Below are 16,505 nucleotides of genomic sequence, written 5' to 3' on the forward strand. Positions count from 1 at the left end.
CCGTCCCCAGGTGAGACTTCTGTCAGTTCTGTTCCGAGGCGCCCAGCACGAGTGAGATCTCCCGCTCGGTCCCGTCGCGCTCGACCGTGAGGTGCAGCCGGTCGCCGGGCCGGTGGGCACGGATCTTGACGATCAGCTCCGCGCCGGTGTGGACGCGCTCCCCGTCGATCTCGGTGATGACGTCCCCCTCCGCCATGCCGGCCCGGTCAGCGGGGCCGTCCTCGGCGAGCGCGGGGCGGCTGTCCCCCTCCTTGGTGTCGATCCGGGCGCCGTCGCCGGTGTAGCCCATGTCGAGCCGGACTCCGATCACGGGGTGGGTCGCCCGGCCCTTGTCGATCAGTTCCTCGGCGACACGCTTGGCCTGGTTTACCGGAATCGCGAAGCCGAGGCCGATGGAACCGGCCTGTCCGCGCCCGGAGCCGGAGCCGCTTTCGGCCGAGCGGATGGCGGAGTTGATCCCGATGACCCGCGCCCGGGCGTCGAGCAGGGGGCCACCGGAGTTGCCCGGGTTTATGGGGGCGTCGGTCTGGAGCGCGTCGACGTACGACATGTCGCTCCCGTCGCTCTTCTCGCCGCCCGCCGTGATGGGCCGTTCCTTGGCGCTGATGATGCCGGAGGTGACCGTGTTGGCCAGGTCGAAGGGGGCGCCGATGGCGACGACGGGGTCGCCGACCCGGACGTCGTCGGAGTCGCCGAGGGGCAGCGGGGTGAGGCCGTGGACGCCGTGCACCTGGACGACGGCGAGGTCGTACCCGCTGTCCCGGCCGACGACCTCGGCCTTGACGGTGTCACCGCTGCTGAACGTCACGGTTATCTCGCCGCCCGACCCGGCGGGCTGGACGACGTGGTTGTTGGTGAGGATGTGCCCCTGGGCGTCGAGCACGAAGCCGGTGCCGGTGCCCGCCCCGTCGGCCCCTCGGACGTGCAGCGTGACGACGCTGGGCAGGGCGCGGGCCGCGATCCCGGCCACGCTGTCCGGCGCCCGGCCGGCCGGCACACCCCCGGCCTGCGGCAGCCGTACGTCGTCGCCGATGCCCTCGCGCTCGATGTAGGCGCCGACGGCTCCGCCGATGCCCGCGCAGACGACGGCGACGACGAGGGTCCAGGCGAGCATGAAGCGCGTCGCCCGGCGCTTGCGCTGCTCCTGCGTCAGCACCCCGGCACCCGTCTGCTGCAACGGCCCCCGGGCCAGCGCCTGCTCCGTGACGGAGCCGGCGGCCCACGGGTCGTAGCGGCCCCAGGGGTCGGCGGGCGGCACAACGGAGTCGGCGGCCGGAGCGCCGGGCGCGGCCACGGAAGGCTGCACGGCCACCGGTGCCGGCACCGACGCGGGGGCCTGCGGAGCCGCGGACGCGGGGAGGGGCGCGGCGGGGGCGGGCCCGGGCGCTGTGGGGGCGGGCGCCGGTGCGTGTGCGGCGGGCGCGGGCAGGGGTGCCGCGGGAACGGCGGGGGCGGGCACCGGTGCCGTGGGAGCGGGCCCGGGTGCTGTGGGGGCGGGCGCCGGGACGTGTGCCGCGGGCTGGGGTGCCGTGGGAACGGCGGGGGCGGGCGCCGGTACGTGCGCGGCGGGCGTGGGCAGGGGTGCCGTTGGCATGGCTGCTGTGGGCATGGTCGCCGCAGGGGCCGACGGTGCGGGCACGGCTGTGGTGTGTGCCGGTGTGGCCGCCGGGTGCTGCACCGGCGGGGCGGGTGCCCAGGGGCCGGGTTCGCCGTACGGCGGGGTGCTGTACGGGTCGGGGTCGTGCAGGGGCTTCGGCCGCTCGGCAGGAGCCGCCCAGGCAGCGCCCTCTGCCTCCACGGGGTCAGCCGCCACGGAGTCCGCCGCTACGGGAGCCGCCGCCGGTACGGAAGCCGCCGGCGCCACGGAGTCCGCCGGAACGGGATCCGCCACCATGACCTCCGCCGCAGCAGAATCCGTCGGCCCGGCGGACGCCGCCGCAGAATCCGTCGGCCCGGCGGACGCCGCCGCAGAATCCGTCGGCCCGGCGGACGTCGTCGCAGAATCCGTCGGCCCGGCGGACGTCGTCGCAGGATCCGTCGGTTCGGCGGACGTCGTCGGCTTGGCCAGCTGGAAGTCGCCGTCGGTGCCTTCCTGGGGCTCTGGTGCGGTCACCGGGGTCCCCGGGGCCTGCTCGGTCCGGGTGGCTTCCGGTACGGCGCTCTCAGGGCGGTCGGCCGGCGGCACCCCCGCCGCTCCCTCCGGTCCTTCCACCGGCGGGACACGGTTCGCCTCGTTCATGCTCTCCCCACGGCCGGCCGCGACAGCGCGCTGCCGCGGCCACGGAACATCGTCTGCGCGCCCGGGGTATCGCCGCGGGCACGGCTCTCACAGGATTCAACCAGGTTCGCCGGCCGGGGCGCAGTGGCCGGTCAGGGCGACTGCGGAGGCGCGGCGGATGAGGCGGAGGGAGCGGGAGTGGTGTCGGGGACGGGGGCGGACAGCAAGCCTGAGCCGGTGACTCCGGGCGTGGTGGACCGGTCGGCGAGCGGAAGGGCCACGGTCTCGTCCAGCGGGCGTATCAGCGGGGACACGGCTGCCGCACCGGCCAGCACCGGCGCCGTGACGCCCCGCACGGTGTCGGTCCGGACCTGTCCGCTGAGCGGGGACGGTATCCCCGGCACCAGCGGCGCGGACAGGGAGGTCGGCGCGCCCGGCGCCTGACCGAGCAACGCTCCGCCCTGGGCGAGCAGCGGGCCCACCGGCCGACGGCGCTGGCCGTCGGACGCGGCCGAGCCCGCACCGCTGCCCGTGGGGGTGACGTTGCTGCCCGTGCCGGAGCCGGCGCGGGCCTCCGCGGTCGGGTCGCCGGGGATGACACTGGTCACGCCGCCGAGGGCGACCGCGGCCAGCGACACCGCCCCGGCGGCGACGAACGCGAAGCGCAGCCCGCGCGAGGCGGAGCGGCCGTCGTCCGGGCGGCCGACGGGATGGATCCGGAAGCCGCGGTCCTCGGGTGCGGCACTCTGCGGGCGGGCGGCGGCGTAGCCGTGCGGACCGGCCGGCACGTACCCGAACGGGAGGCGCTCGTCGCGCCGCACACCGAAGGCTCCGGCGCCGGGGTCGCGGCCGAAGAGCCCGCTGCCCGGCGACGGCGTGCCACTGCCCAGGTCTCCTCCCCCGGGGAGGCCCTGCAGGCGGGCCAGGAAGCCGGCCGAGGGCGGGGGCGGGGCCGCCTCCGCGAACACGCTCTTCAGCGCACGCTGGGCGTCCGCCTCGGCCTTGCACCGGGCACAGGTGGCCAGGTGCGCGAGGACCCGCTCCCGCGTCTCATGACCCAGCTCTCCGTCGACCAGGGCGGAGAGCCGGTCTCCCAGGTGCTGTTCCGCGAGGTGCGGCTCCTGGACAGGTTTCGGTCGTGATCCGGTCACGCGGTCGCGCCCCCTCCCCCCAGAGCGGGGACACGGGCCAGGAAGGAGCGCCGCTCGGCGGCGCGGGCTTCCGGGGAGCGGTGCGCGAGCGCCTTGCGGAGCTGGGACCGGCCGCGGTGGATACGGGAGCGGACGGTGCCGAGCTTCACGCCGAGGGTCGCGGCGATCTCTTCGTACGACAGACCTTCGATGTCGCACAGGACGACGGCGGCGCGGAACTCGGGCGCGAGGGTGTCCAGGGCCTGCTGGACGTCGGCGTCGAAGTGGGCGTCGTTGAAGAGCTGCTGCGGCGTGGGCTCGCGGCTGGCCAGGCGGTCGGCCGCGTCCTCGCCGAGGGCGTCGAAGCGGATGCGCTGCTTGCGCCGGACCATGTCGAGGAAGAGGTTCGTCGTGATGCGGTGCAGCCAGCCCTCGAAGGTGCCCGGCGAGTACGTCGACAGGGAGCGGAAGACACGGACGAAGACTTCCTGCGTGAGGTCCTCGGCGTCGTGCTGGTTGCCCGTCAGGCGGTACGCAAGGCGGTAGACGCGGCCGCTGTGCATGCTGACGATCTCGTCCCACGTGGGCGGAGTCCACGCCTGCCCGTCCGCGTCGGTGGCAAAGGTCGCGGTCTGGGTCTCGCCTGCGGCGGAGCCCGCGGCGTGGCTGTCAGCTGCTGTGTCGGTCACGGATTTCGGCCTGCCCGCCGACCCGAGGAAGCGCCGCAGCGCTCCGCCCCGGTCCCCGGGTGCAGCCGCACCTCCCCTGTCGGCTCTGGTGGTGTCCAGTGGAGCCCCTACCATAGCCACCTCGCCCGTTAGCTCCGGATAAGCGGTTTTACGAGAATTTGATACGCGCTGATACGGCTCATGCGGCTGCGTCAGCAGTTGCTCGGCGCCCTGGTCCACCTCTCGCCCCCCGTCGCGTCTCCGGCCACCGCTACATCCCTATAAACGCCCGGGCTCATCTGCGGGTTCCCGGCGCCAACGGATACAGTCACGCCCAGGCAACCACGGGGACAGGAGAGGGTCATTACCGGCAACCGGCAGACGAGCTGGGCGTTCGCCGACGCCTTTGTCGCCGAGGACGAAGCGCTGCGCTGGGCCCGTGACCGGGCCCGGGAGGCAGGGCTGCGCTCGGTGTCGCCCGGCACGGGCGCCGCGCTGCGACTGCTCGCCGCCTCCGTGGACGCGAAGGCGGTCGCGGAGATCGGCACGGGCTGCGGGGTGTCCGGACTCCATCTGCTGCACGGGATGCGGCCGGACGGCGTGCTCACCACGGTGGACCAGGAGCCGGAGCACCAGCAGTTCGCCCGGCAGGCCTTCCGGATCTGCGGCTTCGCCAGCAACCGGGCCCGCTTCATCCCCGGCCGGGCCCTGGACGTCCTGCCGCGTCTCGCGGATGCCGGCTACGACCTCGTCTTCTGCGACGGGGACCGGCTGGAGTACCTGGACTACCTCGCTGAATCGTTGCGCCTGCTGCGACCGGGCGGTCTGGTGGTGTTCGAGGGCGTCTTCGCCAACGGCCGCACCGTCGACTCGGGGCCGCAGCCGACCGAGGTGCTGCGGCTGCGGGAACTGCTGCGCACCGTGCGCGAGAGTCCGGAGCTGGTCGCCTCGCTGCTGCCGGTCGGCGACGGGCTGCTGTGCGCCGTCAAGCGCTGAACCCCCGGTACCCGGCCGCGCCCGAGCGGGCGGTAGTCACCGCGGGAGGTCCCGGAACGCGGCTGCCCCGGCACCGCATACGATGCCGGGGCAGCCGGAAGGACTGATCGCTGGGACGTCAGACGACGACCTTCTTGAGGGCGTCGCCGAGCGCCTCGGCCTCGTCAGGGGTCAGCTCGACGACGAGTCGACCGCCGCCTTCGAGCGGAACGCGCATGACGATGCCCCGCCCCTCCTTGGTCACCTCGAGCGGGCCATCACCCGTCCGCGGCTTCATGGCCGCCATGCTCGTTCCCCTTCCTGAAACCAGCTCATCGTCTGCCGACGGCCCCGGGAGGGCACCCGCCGTCCGCAACGGACACGCGACACCGGCATCGAACACATTGCTTCCAAGCCATTATCCCGCATCAACGGACCCGATGACCAACATCGGTCGGCATCGCTTGGGCAACGCGCGCGAGCAAAACCACTCAATTCGGCGATGTGGCTGCGATACTGCGCCACCGCACCGATCCCCGCCGAGCTGCCGCGCCCCGAATTTCTTTGACGCAGGTCACACGTCCGGTCCGGCCGCGGGACCCCGATCTCCGCCATGCTGTGCGTAGACATGGACGTACTGAGCGGTACGTCACCAGCCGCGAACCGGAGGGGATGCGCCATGGCCGACACCGTGCTCTACGAGGTGAGCGACGGACTCGCGACGATCACGCTGAACCGCCCCGAGGCGATGAACGCGCTGAACGTCGCCACCAAGGCAGCCCTCCGCGAGGCGGCGGAATCCGCGGCCTCGGACACGGCCGTCCGGGCGATCCTGCTCACCGCCGCCGGGGACCGGGCGTTCTGCGTGGGCCAGGACCTCAAGGAACACATCGGGCTGCTGGCCGCCGACCGGGAGACCGGGTCCGGGCAGACGATGAGCACGGTCAAGGAGCACTACAACCCGATCGTGCGGGCCCTCGCCGGGGCGCCGAAGCCGGTGGTGGCTGCCGTGAACGGCGTCGCGGCCGGGGCCGGGTTCGGGTTCGCGCTCGCCGCGGACTACCGCATCGTGGCCGACACCGCGGGCTTCAACACCTCGTTCGCGGGCGTGGCGCTGACCGCCGACTCCGGCATCTCCTGGACCCTGCCCCGGGTGATCGGCCCGAGCCGCGCCGCCGATCTGCTGCTCTTCCCACGCAGCATCAGCGCCCAGGACGCGCTGGAGCTGGGCATCGCCAACCGGGTGGTGCCCTCCGCCGAGCTGCGCGCCGAGGCCGAGAAGGTGGCGCGGGCACTGGCCGAGGGGCCGACGGTGGCGTACGCGGCCCTCAAGGAAGCCGTGGCGTACGGGCTCACGCACTCCCTCTCCGAGACCCTGGAGAAGGAGGACGAGCTGCAGACGCGGGCGGGTCAGTCCGAGGACCACGCGATCGCGGTGCAGGCCTTCGTGAACAAGGAGAAGCCGAAGTACCTGGGCCGCTAGCCCACCGGCGGGCACCGCGGACTCGCCGGGGCTGTGCCGGCGTTCCCCGACGACACGTGCGACGGAGCCGCACGGCACAGCCTCCGCGTCCCTGGCGTCCCAGGCGTCCCTAGTGGGCGCTGCGCGCCACGCAGGCCTCCAGGTGGTCGTTCACCAGGCCGCACGCCTGCATGAGCGCGTACGCCGTCGTCGGGCCGACGAATCTGAGGCCCCGCTTCTTCAGTGCCTTGGACAGGGCCGTGGACTGCGGGGTCACGGCCGGGACGTCGGCGAGGGTCTGCGGGACCGGGCGGGTCGCCGGGTCGGGGGCGTGGGACCAGACCAGGTCGTCCAGGTCACCCTCGGCCCAGTCGGCGAGCACACGCGCGTTGGCGAGTGTCGCGTCGATCTTGGCCCGGTTGCGGATGATGCCCGCGTCGGCCAGCAGGCGCTCGCGGTCGGTGTCGGTGAAGGCGGCGACCTTCTCGATGCGGAAGCCGGCGAAGGCGGCGCGGAAGCCCGGGCGGCGGCGCAGGATCGTGATCCAGGACAGGCCCGACTGGAAGGCCTCCAGGCTGATCCGCTCGAAGAGGGCGTCGTCGCCGTGGACGGGGCGGCCCCATTCCTCGTCGTGGTACGACACGTAGTCGTCGGTGGACAGCGCCCAGGGGCAGCGCAGGGCGCCGTCGGGCCCCGCGACGGCGGTGCCGGCGGTCATCGCTGGTCCTCCGGCTCGGGCTTGTCCAGGCGGGCGTGCGCGGCGGCGGTTCTCGCGCCGGCCAGCGCGGACTCCAGATCCGCGATACGAGAGTCACGCTCGGCCAGTTCCGCGGCGAGCCGGCCGAGGGCGTCGTCGACGTCGGCCATGCGGTAGCCGCGCGGTGCCACCGGGAAGCGCAGGCTCTCCACGTCCGCGCGGTCCACCGGGCGGTCCGCGGGCAGCGGGTCCTGCAGCCGCTCGGGCGCCGCCTCGGGCAGCGGGCCGCTCTCGCCGCCGCCCACCACGGCCAGCGTCACCGCGGCGACCACGACGGCCAGCGCGACGACCAGGAACAAGAACATCACCATCGCCGTAAGGTCCCCACGCTCGTTACCGACGCTGTGCCGGATGCTGAATGTGTCAGGGTCCGATCGTGCCATGCGCGTCCGACGGTTAGGGTCACAGGCGGCGGTACTGCGGGACGTACGAGGAGAGGTCACAGGGGATGCTCAGGCTGGGCAAGCGGGAATTCGGGCCGCACGAACCGGTGATCATGGCGATCGTCAACCGGACGCCGGACTCCTTCTACGACCGGGGAGCCACCTTCCGCGACGAGCCGGCCCTGGCGCGGGTGGAGCAGGCCGTGGCCGAGGGCGCCGCGATCATCGACGTGGGCGGGGTGAAGGCGGGGCCCGGCGAGGAGGTCACGGCGGAGGAGGAGGCCCGGCGGACGGTCGGCTTCGTGGCCGAGGTACGGCGGCGCTTCCCGGACGTGATCATCAGCGTGGACACCTGGCGGGCCGAGGTCGGCGAGGCGGTGTGCGAGGCCGGCGCGGATCTGCTCAACGACGCGTGGGGCGGGGTCGACCCGGGGCTCGCGGAGGTCGCGGCGCGGTACCGGGTGGGGCTGGTGTGCACGCACGCCGGGGGCGCGCAGCCGCGGACGCGACCGCACCGGGTGACGTACGACGACGTCATGGACGACATCCTGGACGTGACCGTGGGGCTGGCCGAGCGGGCGGTGGCGCTGGGGGTGCCACGGGAGTCCGTGATGATCGATCCCGGGCACGACTTCGGGAAGAACACGCGGCACAGTCTGGAGGCGACGCGGCGGCTGGACGAGATGGTGGCGACGGGGTGGCCGGTGCTGGTGTCCCTGTCCAACAAGGACTTCGTGGGCGAGACGTTGGACCGGCCGGTGAAGGAACGGCTGATCGGTACGTTGGCGACGACCGCGGTCTCTGCGTGGCTCGGGGCGCAGGTGTACCGGGTGCATGAGGTGGCCGAGACCCGGCAGGTGCTGGAGATGGTGGCGTCGATCGCCGGGCACCGGGTCCCTGCGGTGGCTCGCCGGGGTCTGGCCTGAGGTACCAGGGGGCTCCGCCCCCTGGCCCCCCGCTCGCCCACCCGTCCACCCGACTCGGTTCGGCCGAGAAGCGAGCGACAAGGCCACTGCGCGCCCCCGCCTCCCAGCACACCGCCCCGAAGCCCCCACTTCCCGGCACCTGAGCCGAGGCCCTGACGGCACGCCCCGCCCTCCAGCCCAGCCAGTCAGCACGCCCCCCGCCCTCCAGCCCAGCCAGTCAGCACGACCCTCACCCTCCAGCCGAGCGAGTCAGCACGGGTGGGTAGGAAAGCGGGGGGCTCGGTCCTGCGTCAGCGGCCCGCCTCCTTCGAGACCAGGGCCACCGCTTCGTCCACCTCGTCCGTGACGTGGAAGAGCATCAGGTCCTTCTCCGCCGCCTTGCCCTGGGCCACCAGCGTGTTCTGCAGCCAGGACAACAGGCCGCCCCAGTACTCGGTGCCGAAGAGGACGATCGGGAAGCGGGTGACCTTCTGGGTCTGGACGAGGGTGAGGGCCTCGAAGAGTTCGTCCAGCGTGCCGAGGCCACCGGGCAGGACGACGAAGCCCTGCGCGTACTTCACGAACATCATCTTGCGGACGAAGAAGTAGCGGAAGTTCAGGCCGATGTCGACGTACGGGTTCAGCCCCTGCTCGAAGGGCAGTTCGATGCCGAGGCCGACCGAGATGCCGCCCGCCTCCAGCGCACCCTTGTTGGCCGCCTCCATCGCGCCCGGGCCACCACCGGTGATCACCGCCCAGCCGGCATCGACCAGCCCCCGGCCGAGCCGCACGCCCGCGTCGTACTCCGGCGAATCGGCTCGCGTACGGGCCGAGCCGAACACACTGATGGCGGGCGGGAGTTCGGCAAGGGTGCCGAAGCCCTCGATGAATTCCGACTGGATGCGGAGCACCCGCCAGGGGTCCGTGTGGACCCAGTCCGAGGGGGCGCGCTCGTCCAGCAGCCGCTGGTCGGTCGTACTGGACGTCACCTGGGACCGCCGCCGGAGGACCGGTCCGAGTCGCTGCTCGTCCGGCGGCTGCTTCTTCCCCTCGGGGTTGCCGGTAGCCATGTGCGCTCCCTCCGCTTGCCGGTAGTTCGATCTCAGACTAGATCTACGCGGGTTACGGAGGGGGGACATAAGCATGTCCGGCGTGAAGCGGCGCCCCGCCGCGCGGTCTAGGCGGTGAGCCAGGCCCGCAGGCGCTCCTCGCCCGCGAGGATCTTCGCCGTCTCCACGCGCTCGTCCCGCTTGTGGGCCAAGTGCGGGTTGCCGGGGCCGTAGTTCACCGCGGGGACGCCCAGCGCGGAGAAGCGGGACACGTCCGTCCAGCCGTACTTGGGCTGCGGGGTACCGCCCACCGCCTCGATGAACGCCGCGGCGGCCGGGTGGGAGAGGCCGGGGAGCGCGCCGGGGCTGTGGTCGTCGACCACGAACTCCTCGACGCCGCAGTCCGCGAACACCTCGCGGACGTGCGCGATCGCCTCCTCCTCGGTGCGGTCGGGGGCGTAGCGGAAGTTGACCGTCACCACGCACTCGTCCGGGATGACGTTCCCGGCCACTCCCCCGCTGATGCCCACCGCGTTCAGGCCCTCGCGGTACTCCAGGCCGTCGATCACCGGCCAGCGGGGCTCGTACGAGGCCAGGCGGGCCAGGATGGGGGCGGCGGCGTGGATGGCGTTGGAGCCCATCCAGCCGCGCGCCGAATGGGCCCGCTCGCCCTTGGTCCTCAGCAGCACCCGCAGGGTGCCCTGGCAGCCGCCCTCGACCTGGCCGTCGGAGGGCTCCAGCAGGACCGCGAAGTCGCCCGCCAGCCACTCGGGACGGGCCTCGGCGACGTGCTTGAGCCCGTTCAGCTCGGCGGCGACCTCCTCGTTGTCGTAGAAGACGAAGGTCAGGTCGCGGTTGGGGGCCGGGACCGTGGCCGCGATGCGCAGCTGGACCGCGACGCCCGACTTCATGTCACAGGTGCCGCAGCCCCAGAGCACGCCGTGCTCGTCCAGGCGCGAGGGTACGTTGTCCGCGATCGGGACGGTGTCGATGTGGCCGGCCAGGATCACGCGCTCGGCGCGGCCCAGGTGGGTACGGGCGATCACGTTGTTGCCGTAGCGGTCCACCTCCAGGTGCGGCAGCGCGCGCAGGGCGGCCTCGACCGCGTCCGCGAGCGGCTTCTCGGTGCCGCTCTCGGAGGGGAAGTCCACGAGCTGCGCGGTGAGCGCGGCGGCGTCGAGAGTGAGGTCAAGCGAGGTGTCGGCCATGGCCCCGACCCTATCGCGCCGGTCGCGGGGGGCCGTTTGCGGCCGCGCGGTGCGGAACCCCCCGTGAGGGTCCGGCGGGGCTCCAGTACCTTGTACGCGTGTCAGAGCCGTCCCCCACCCGTCCCAAGCGCCGCGGCCGCCTCTTCCGTTTCGCCGCGGCCCTGTTGGTCCTGTGCGGCGTCGCCGCCTACCTCGTGGTGCAGTACGTCACCGGAGGCGGCGGAGCGCGCGGCTGCACGGTGGTCTCGGCCTCGGGCGACGGGGCGTCGTACGAGTTCACGCCGGAGCAGGCGGTGAACGCGGCGACGATCGCCGCCGTCGGCACCGGGCGTGGAATGCCCGAGCGTGCCGTGACGATCGCGATAGCGACTGCGCTGCAGGAGTCGGGGCTGCGGAACATCGAGCACGGCGACCGGGACTCGCTGGGCCTGTTCCAGCAGCGGCCCTCGCAGGGCTGGGGCACCGAGCGGCAGATCATGGACCCGGCATACGCGGCGGGCATGTTCTACGCGCACCTCGACAGGGTGCCGGACTACACCGGCCTGCCGTTGACGGTGGCGGCGCAGCGGGTGCAGCGCAGCGGCTATCCCGAGGCGTACGCCAAGCACGAGCCGGACGCCACGCTGCTGGCCGCGGCCCTGACCGGGCGGGCGGCGGCCACGCTGACCTGCGACGGGCGCCCGGAGCGCACGGCTTCGGCCACGGGTCCGGGCGCGGTGCGTACGGCGCTGGTGCGGGACTTCGGGCGGGACGCGCTGCAGGAGACCGGTGCGGAGGTGGGCGGGACGCCCGTGCCGACGCCGTCCCCGTCGCCGAGCGTGACCGCGACCGCGCACGGGCGGACGGTGACCGTTCCGGTGACCGAGGGCACGAAGGCGGGCGCGGCCGGGCGCGGCGAACGCGAGCGTGAGCGGGGCTGGCAGGTGGCGCAGTGGGCGGTCGCCAACTCCTCGGCGCTGCACATCCAGCGGGTGTCGTACGCCGGGCGGGAGTGGGCCGCGGGGAGAGACGGCAGCGAGTGGCGGACGACCGGGTCGCGCGGGACCGCCGGGTCGGAGAGGTCTGCGGGCACGGTCCGGATCGTGACCGGACAGTAGTACGGCTGATCACTCCGGCGGGTTGTGCGGCGCGCGGTCGGCGGGCCGTCCGTGCGGGGGGTGTGCCGGGCTCGGGAGCCCTTGGAAATCAAGGAGTGGAAGGATTCTGCAGGCTTCCGCGCGGACACTGTTTGCCCGTTTTTATCCACACCTGATAATGCGATGCGTTATCCATTCTTTACCTGGAGTGTCCGCAACCTTCGCGGCCTTCGAGCGGTAGTCACGGCGTCCGAGCCCGGACACGAACAGTCCGGACGACGACACGTCCAGTCCGGACGACACCGTTCTCTCCCGTCGAATGGAGCATCATGTCCCTCCCTCTGACCCGCCGGATCGCCCGTGCCGCGCTGCTCGTCGCAGCGGGAGCGGCTGCCGGGGTCGGTGCGGCCGGCTCCGCCGGTGCGGCCACGAATCTGCCGGCGACCAACCCGAACGTGGGTGGCGTGACCGCCCTGGACGGGGCACACGTCGCCAACTCGGTCGACGGTGCCGCGCAGAACGTCACCTCGCTCGCGGGTGACGCCGGCAGCAAGGCGGTCAAGCAGGCACTGCCGGCCGCGGGCAAGACCGGCGGCACTGCCCTGAAGACGGCGGCACCCGCCGCGCAGAAGACCGCGGGTGAGGCGGCCGGGACCGCGGCCGGTGTCCTCGGGGACGCCGCGGCCGGAGCGGCGAAGGGCGGCCTGCCGACGGACTCCATCGCCAAGGGCGGTCTGCCGGCGGCGTCCCTGCCGACCAAGGGGCTGCCGACGGCGTCCCTGCCGACCAAGGGGCTGCCGACGGCGTCCCTGCCGATCGGCTGAGCGCCTCGGCTCTGACCGCCGACGGGGCCCAGGGAGTTTTCCTGGGCCCCGTTCGCCGTGTGTGCGCGGGTTACTTCGTCAGTCGGGTCACCGCGGCCCGTACACGCTCGTCCGTCGCCGTGAAGGCCACGCGTACGAAGTTCTCGCCCGCCTCGCCGTAGAAGTCGCCGGGGGCCACCAGGATGCCCAGCTCGGCCAGGTGGGCGACCGTGGTCCAGCAGGACTCGTCGCGGGTGGCCCAGAGGTAGAGGCTGGCCTCGCTGTGCTCGATGCGGAAGCCGTGGGACAGCAGGGCGGCCCGGAGGGCCTCGCGGCGGGCCGCGTAGCGCTCGCGCTGCTCGTGGACGTGGGCGTCGTCGCCGAGGGCGGCCACGACCGCCGCCTGCGTCGGCGCGGACGTCATCATGCCGCCGTGCTTGCGGATCTCCAGCAGCGGGCCGAGGACGGCCGGGTCGCCGGCGATGAAGGCCGCCCGGTAGCCCGCCAGGTTGGAGCGCTTGGAGAGGGAGTGGACGGCGACGATGCCGTCGTAGGAGCCGCCGTTGACGTCGGGGTGCAGGACCGAGACCGGGTCGGCCTCCCAGCCCAGCTCCAGGTAGCACTCGTCGGAGAAGACCAGGACGTCGTGGGCGCGGGCCCAGGCGACGATGTCGGTCAGCTCCTGCCGGGACAGGACCTTGCCCGTCGGGTTGGACGGGGAGTTCAGCCAGAGGAGCTTCAGGTTCGACGGGTCCAGCTCGCGCGGGTCGTCGTAGACCTCGTGGTCGGCGCGGGCGAGGCGGGCGCCGACCTCGTAGGTGGGGTAGGCCAGCCGGGGGTAGGCGACCTTGTCGCCGGGGCCGAGGCCGAGCTGGGTGGGCAGCCAGGCGACCAGTTCCTTGGAGCCGACGACGGGCAGGACGTGGCGGTCGGTGATGTCACGGGCGCCGAGTCGGCGCTCCAGCCAGCCGGTGATCGCGTCGCGCAGCGCGGGGGTGCCCCAGACCGTCGGGTAGCCCGGGGAGTCGGCCGCGTCGATGAGGGCCTTCTGGATCAGCTCGGGGACCGGGTCGACGGGCGTGCCGACGGACAGGTCGACGATGCCGTCCGGGTGGGCCGCGGCGGTCTTCTTGTACGGGGCCAGCTTGTCCCACGGGAACACGGGGAGGCGGTCGCGCGGCGACTCGCCGGAAGAGTGGTGACGGGCGCCAGGCAGGGGGCCGGAGACTGCGGACACGATCAGTGGCTCACTTTCGTACGGGTGCGGCAAACGCCTCGGTCCCGTACGGCGCCGATCGGGGTGATCCGGCCGTACGGGACCGAGGCGGCGCTGGAGTCCCCCGGTTCGGGCGAAGCCGGGAACCGGGGTGCGGGCCGCTTGGCGCTTAGACGGTCACTCGCCCTGCGGCGGCAGCGCGGCGACGAAGGGGTGGTCGCGCTCGATCAGCCCCAGCTTGCTGGCGCCGCCGGGAGAGCCCAGCTCGTCGAAGAACTCGACGTTCGCCTTGTAGTAGTCCTTCCACTCCTCCGGGACGTCGTCCTCGTAGAAGATCGCCTCGACCGGGCAGACCGGCTCACAGGCACCACAGTCGACGCATTCGTCCGGGTGGATGTACAAGGACCGCTGGCCCTCGTAGATGCAGTCGACCGGGCACTCCTCGATGCACGCCTTGTCCTTGACGTCGACACAAGGCTGCGCGATGACGTAGGTCACGCTGTCGTTCCTCCTCGATAGGGCGCTGGCGGGCCTCCTCAGGCTCCGCCGCCTGGCGCGCGGGAGCGCGGCGTCGTCGATGCCCGCCCCTAGTATCTCCGTTCCGGAGCATGATCCGAACAGGAGGGGTGAACTGACCAGTGGAAATCTCGGCAACAGGACGCTCGGAAGTCCGTATCACCCCTGCTGACGTGGGAAAACGGGTCTCTGTACGGCGCTTGGGCGAAACTGGTGCCGGGCTGGAGAAGTTCACTGACACGGTGGGTGTTCTCACATCATGGGACGACGGCGTGCTCATGATCACACGTCGCGACGGCGAAAGTGTCAGGATTCCGGAATCCGCGCTGGTGGCGGGGAAGGTCGTGCCGGCCGCCCCGGCACGGCGCAGGGGGCCCGCCGCCACGTACCCGGAACTGGCGCGCGTCGCCGCGCGCGCGTGGCGGCCGGTGGAGAGCGAGCGGCTCGGCGAGTGGGAGCTGCGGGCCGCCGTCGAGGAGGTGCCGCGCGAGGGGGGTGCTCCCGGGCTTTCGGCACCGGGTGAGCGTCCGGCCGGGGTGGTGACCGCGCGGCGGGAGGGCTTCACCCGGCGGGCCAACAGCGTGCTGCCGCTCGGCGATCCCGGTCTTCCGCTCGACGCGGCCCTGGAGGCCGTACGACGCTGGTACGGCGAGCGTGGCCTGCCCGCCTATGTGCAGACCGCGACCGGCGCCGAGGGCACGCAGGAGCTGCTGTGCGCGGAGCTGGAGCGGCGCGGCTGGGTGCGGGAGGTGACCGCCGAGGTGTGGATCGGGGCGCTGGCACCGGTCGCGGACCGGGCAGAGGGTGCGGGGGTGGTCCTCTCCCGGTCGGCGGACGAGGCCTGGCTCGCGCGGTACCAGCGCAAGGGGGTGAGCGAGGTGGCCCTGAGGGTGCTTTCCGGCGGCCCGTCGGTGTGGTTCGCGTCCGTGCCCGGCGCCGGGCACGGCGAGCCGCCGGCGGCGATCGGGCGATGTGCGGTGGACGGACGGTGGGCCGGGTTCGCCGCGGTCGAGGTGGATCCCGGCCGGCGCCGGCAGGGGCTGGCCACCGAGGTGATGGCCGCGCTGGCCCGGCGCGCGCTGGACGAGGGCGCGTCGGCGGCGTGGCTCCAGGTGGAGACGGACAACGAGGCGGGCCGGGCGCTGTACGCGGCGCTCGGTTTCAGCCCGCACCACGCGTACCACCATTACCGGGCACCGGAGGAGCCGGAGGCGTCCTCGGGTGCCGAGCGGCTCTAGAACTGCCGTGGAAGGGCATGAGCCTGCCATGAGTCACCCGTACCTGCCGCCCCCGTACCCGCCCTCGCCGGAGCGCTCCGCCGAGCTGCGGCAGCGGTTCGCCGAGGAGGCCCGGTCCGAGCGGCCCGATCTGTCCGCGCTGTGTCTGCTGATCGGCGCGGAGGCGGACGGGGCGCTGGACGAGGCCGGCATCGACGCCGCGCAACTGGAGCTGGACCGGCTGGCGGGCGAGCTGCCGTACCGGCCGGGCGGCCCGCGCGCGTGGGCGGAGGCCGTACAGCGGCTGCTCGGCGCCCGCCTCGAGTTCCACGGGACGCCGGGCGACTATCAGCGGCTGGAGTCCTCGCTGCTGCACGAGGTGCTGCGGCGGCGGCGCGGCCTGCCGATCCTGCTGTCGGTGGTGTGGCTGGAGGTGGCGCGCAGGGCGGGGGCTCCGGTGTACGGGGTCGCGCTGCCGGGGCATTTCGTGGTCGGGTTCGGGGCGGCGCAGGAGCAGGTGCTGGCGGATCCGTTCGACGGGGGCCGGGTGCTGACCGGGACGGACGCCGAGCTGCTGGTGGTGGGCGCCACGGGTGCGCCGCTGCAGCCGTCCATGCTGGAGCCTGCGGCGCCCTTGGAGGTCGTGCAGCGCATCCTCAACAACATCCGGGCGTGGGCCGCGGCCCGGCCGGAGCGGTCGGACGTGGCCCTGCGGGCGGTGGACCTGGCGCTGCTCATCCCTTCGCACCCGGCGCGGCTGCGCTACGAGCGCGGACAACTGCTGGTGCAGCGGGGTCAGTTCGTCGCGGGTGCCGAGGAGCTGGACACGTATGCCGACCTGATCGAGGTGGTCGACGAGTCGGTGGCCCGGAAGGTGCGGGAGGAGGCCCGGACGGCACGGGCCAAGCTCAACTGAACCAGC

General features: G+C 73.2%; 17 protein-coding genes. 7 read left to right on the top strand and 10 right to left on the bottom strand.

Translation table 11 applies throughout. From position 1 onward, the window contains the following. Positions 1-22: 22 nt before the first annotated feature. The 3 genes from ACZ4SF_RS06255 to sigE all read right to left on the bottom strand — a co-directional run bounded on the left by ACZ4SF_RS06255 (position 23) and on the right by sigE (position 4,151). Positions 23-1,894, bottom strand: a complete 1,872-nt coding sequence (locus tag ACZ4SF_RS06255; RefSeq protein ID WP_468380387.1) for a S1C family serine protease — start codon at positions 1,892-1,894, stop codon at positions 23-25. Between the two features lie 476 nt (positions 1,895-2,370). After that, positions 2,371-3,369 carry a zf-HC2 domain-containing protein gene (locus tag ACZ4SF_RS06260; protein WP_468378936.1) on the bottom strand — a complete coding sequence of 333 codons (999 nt, stop codon included), beginning with the start codon at positions 3,367-3,369 and terminating at the stop codon, positions 2,371-2,373. Continuing rightward, positions 3,366-4,151 carry an RNA polymerase sigma factor SigE gene (gene sigE / locus ACZ4SF_RS06265; RefSeq protein ID WP_468378939.1) on the bottom strand — a complete coding sequence of 262 codons (786 nt, stop codon included), beginning with the start codon at positions 4,149-4,151 and terminating at the stop codon, positions 3,366-3,368. The genes ACZ4SF_RS06260 and sigE overlap by 4 nt, the downstream gene beginning before the upstream one ends. Positions 4,152-4,313: 162 nt before the next feature. Between sigE and ACZ4SF_RS06270 the strand changes: the two genes are divergently transcribed. Continuing rightward, positions 4,314-5,012, top strand: coding sequence for an O-methyltransferase (locus tag ACZ4SF_RS06270; RefSeq protein ID WP_468380390.1), 699 nt, complete (start codon positions 4,314-4,316; stop codon positions 5,010-5,012). A gap of 118 nt (positions 5,013-5,130) precedes the next feature. Here ACZ4SF_RS06270 and ACZ4SF_RS06275 read toward each other — a convergent pair whose 3' ends face one another. After that, positions 5,131-5,298: a DUF3117 domain-containing protein gene (locus ACZ4SF_RS06275; protein WP_018544333.1), complete on the bottom strand. Its 168-nt coding sequence runs from the start codon at positions 5,296-5,298 to the stop codon at positions 5,131-5,133. Between the two features lie 372 nt (positions 5,299-5,670). Between ACZ4SF_RS06275 and chcB the strand changes: the two genes are divergently transcribed. Next, positions 5,671-6,474, top strand: coding sequence for a 2-cyclohexenylcarbonyl CoA isomerase (gene chcB / locus ACZ4SF_RS06280; RefSeq protein ID WP_468378942.1), 804 nt, complete (start codon positions 5,671-5,673; stop codon positions 6,472-6,474). Between the two features lie 109 nt (positions 6,475-6,583). Here the strand turns inward: chcB and ACZ4SF_RS06285 are convergent, their stop codons facing one another. Next, on the bottom strand, positions 6,584-7,171 hold the full coding sequence (locus ACZ4SF_RS06285; protein ID WP_468378944.1) for a DNA-3-methyladenine glycosylase I: 588 nt from the start codon (positions 7,169-7,171) through the stop codon (positions 6,584-6,586). Next, positions 7,168-7,521: a DivIVA domain-containing protein gene (locus tag ACZ4SF_RS06290; RefSeq protein WP_468378947.1), complete on the bottom strand. Its 354-nt coding sequence runs from the start codon at positions 7,519-7,521 to the stop codon at positions 7,168-7,170. The genes ACZ4SF_RS06285 and ACZ4SF_RS06290 overlap by 4 nt, the downstream gene beginning before the upstream one ends. A 137-nt stretch (positions 7,522-7,658) precedes the next feature. On the opposite strand from ACZ4SF_RS06290, the gene folP reads away from it, so the two are divergent. After that, entirely contained in the window at positions 7,659-8,519 is an 861-nt protein-coding gene (folP, locus tag ACZ4SF_RS06295; RefSeq protein ID WP_468378950.1) for a dihydropteroate synthase, read from the top strand. A gap of 290 nt (positions 8,520-8,809) precedes the next feature. On the opposite strand, the gene ACZ4SF_RS06300 is transcribed toward folP, so the two are convergent. Both ACZ4SF_RS06300 and dapE read right to left on the bottom strand, forming a co-directional pair. Beyond that, positions 8,810-9,568 carry an LOG family protein gene (locus ACZ4SF_RS06300; protein WP_468378952.1) on the bottom strand — a complete coding sequence of 253 codons (759 nt, stop codon included), beginning with the start codon at positions 9,566-9,568 and terminating at the stop codon, positions 8,810-8,812. 107 nt (positions 9,569-9,675) lie between these two features. Continuing rightward, positions 9,676-10,755: a succinyl-diaminopimelate desuccinylase gene (gene dapE / locus ACZ4SF_RS06305; protein ID WP_468378955.1), complete on the bottom strand. Its 1,080-nt coding sequence runs from the start codon at positions 10,753-10,755 to the stop codon at positions 9,676-9,678. A gap of 98 nt (positions 10,756-10,853) precedes the next feature. On the opposite strand from dapE, the gene ACZ4SF_RS06310 reads away from it, so the two are divergent. Both ACZ4SF_RS06310 and ACZ4SF_RS06315 read left to right on the top strand, forming a co-directional pair. Then, positions 10,854-11,852 (top strand): VldE C-terminal domain-containing protein, encoded by a 999-nt coding sequence (locus ACZ4SF_RS06310; protein ID WP_468378958.1) that lies wholly within the window; start codon positions 10,854-10,856, stop codon positions 11,850-11,852. Between the two features lie 308 nt (positions 11,853-12,160). Further along, positions 12,161-12,655, top strand: coding sequence for an ATP-binding protein (locus ACZ4SF_RS06315; RefSeq protein WP_468378961.1), 495 nt, complete (start codon positions 12,161-12,163; stop codon positions 12,653-12,655). 70 nt (positions 12,656-12,725) lie between these two features. Here ACZ4SF_RS06315 and ACZ4SF_RS06320 read toward each other — a convergent pair whose 3' ends face one another. Together ACZ4SF_RS06320 and fdxA are read right to left on the bottom strand one after the other, a co-directional pair. Further along, positions 12,726-13,850, bottom strand: coding sequence for a bifunctional succinyldiaminopimelate transaminase/glutamate-prephenate aminotransferase (locus ACZ4SF_RS06320; protein WP_468380393.1), 1,125 nt, complete (start codon positions 13,848-13,850; stop codon positions 12,726-12,728). Between the two features lie 177 nt (positions 13,851-14,027). Next, complete coding sequence (gene fdxA / locus ACZ4SF_RS06325; RefSeq protein WP_014674796.1) at positions 14,028-14,348, bottom strand: ferredoxin; 321 nt, start codon at positions 14,346-14,348, stop codon at positions 14,028-14,030. A gap of 140 nt (positions 14,349-14,488) precedes the next feature. Here fdxA and ACZ4SF_RS06330 point away from each other — a divergent pair, with 140 nt between their 5' ends. Together ACZ4SF_RS06330 and ACZ4SF_RS06335 are read left to right on the top strand one after the other, a co-directional pair. Next, positions 14,489-15,604, top strand: coding sequence for a GNAT family N-acetyltransferase (locus ACZ4SF_RS06330; protein WP_468378964.1), 1,116 nt, complete (start codon positions 14,489-14,491; stop codon positions 15,602-15,604). Between the two features lie 28 nt (positions 15,605-15,632). Then, positions 15,633-16,499, top strand: coding sequence for a transglutaminase family protein (locus tag ACZ4SF_RS06335; protein WP_468378967.1), 867 nt, complete (start codon positions 15,633-15,635; stop codon positions 16,497-16,499). Positions 16,500-16,505: the final 6 nt, after the last annotated feature.

It is taken from the genome of Streptomyces sp. NPDC027663 (assembly GCF_055566415.1).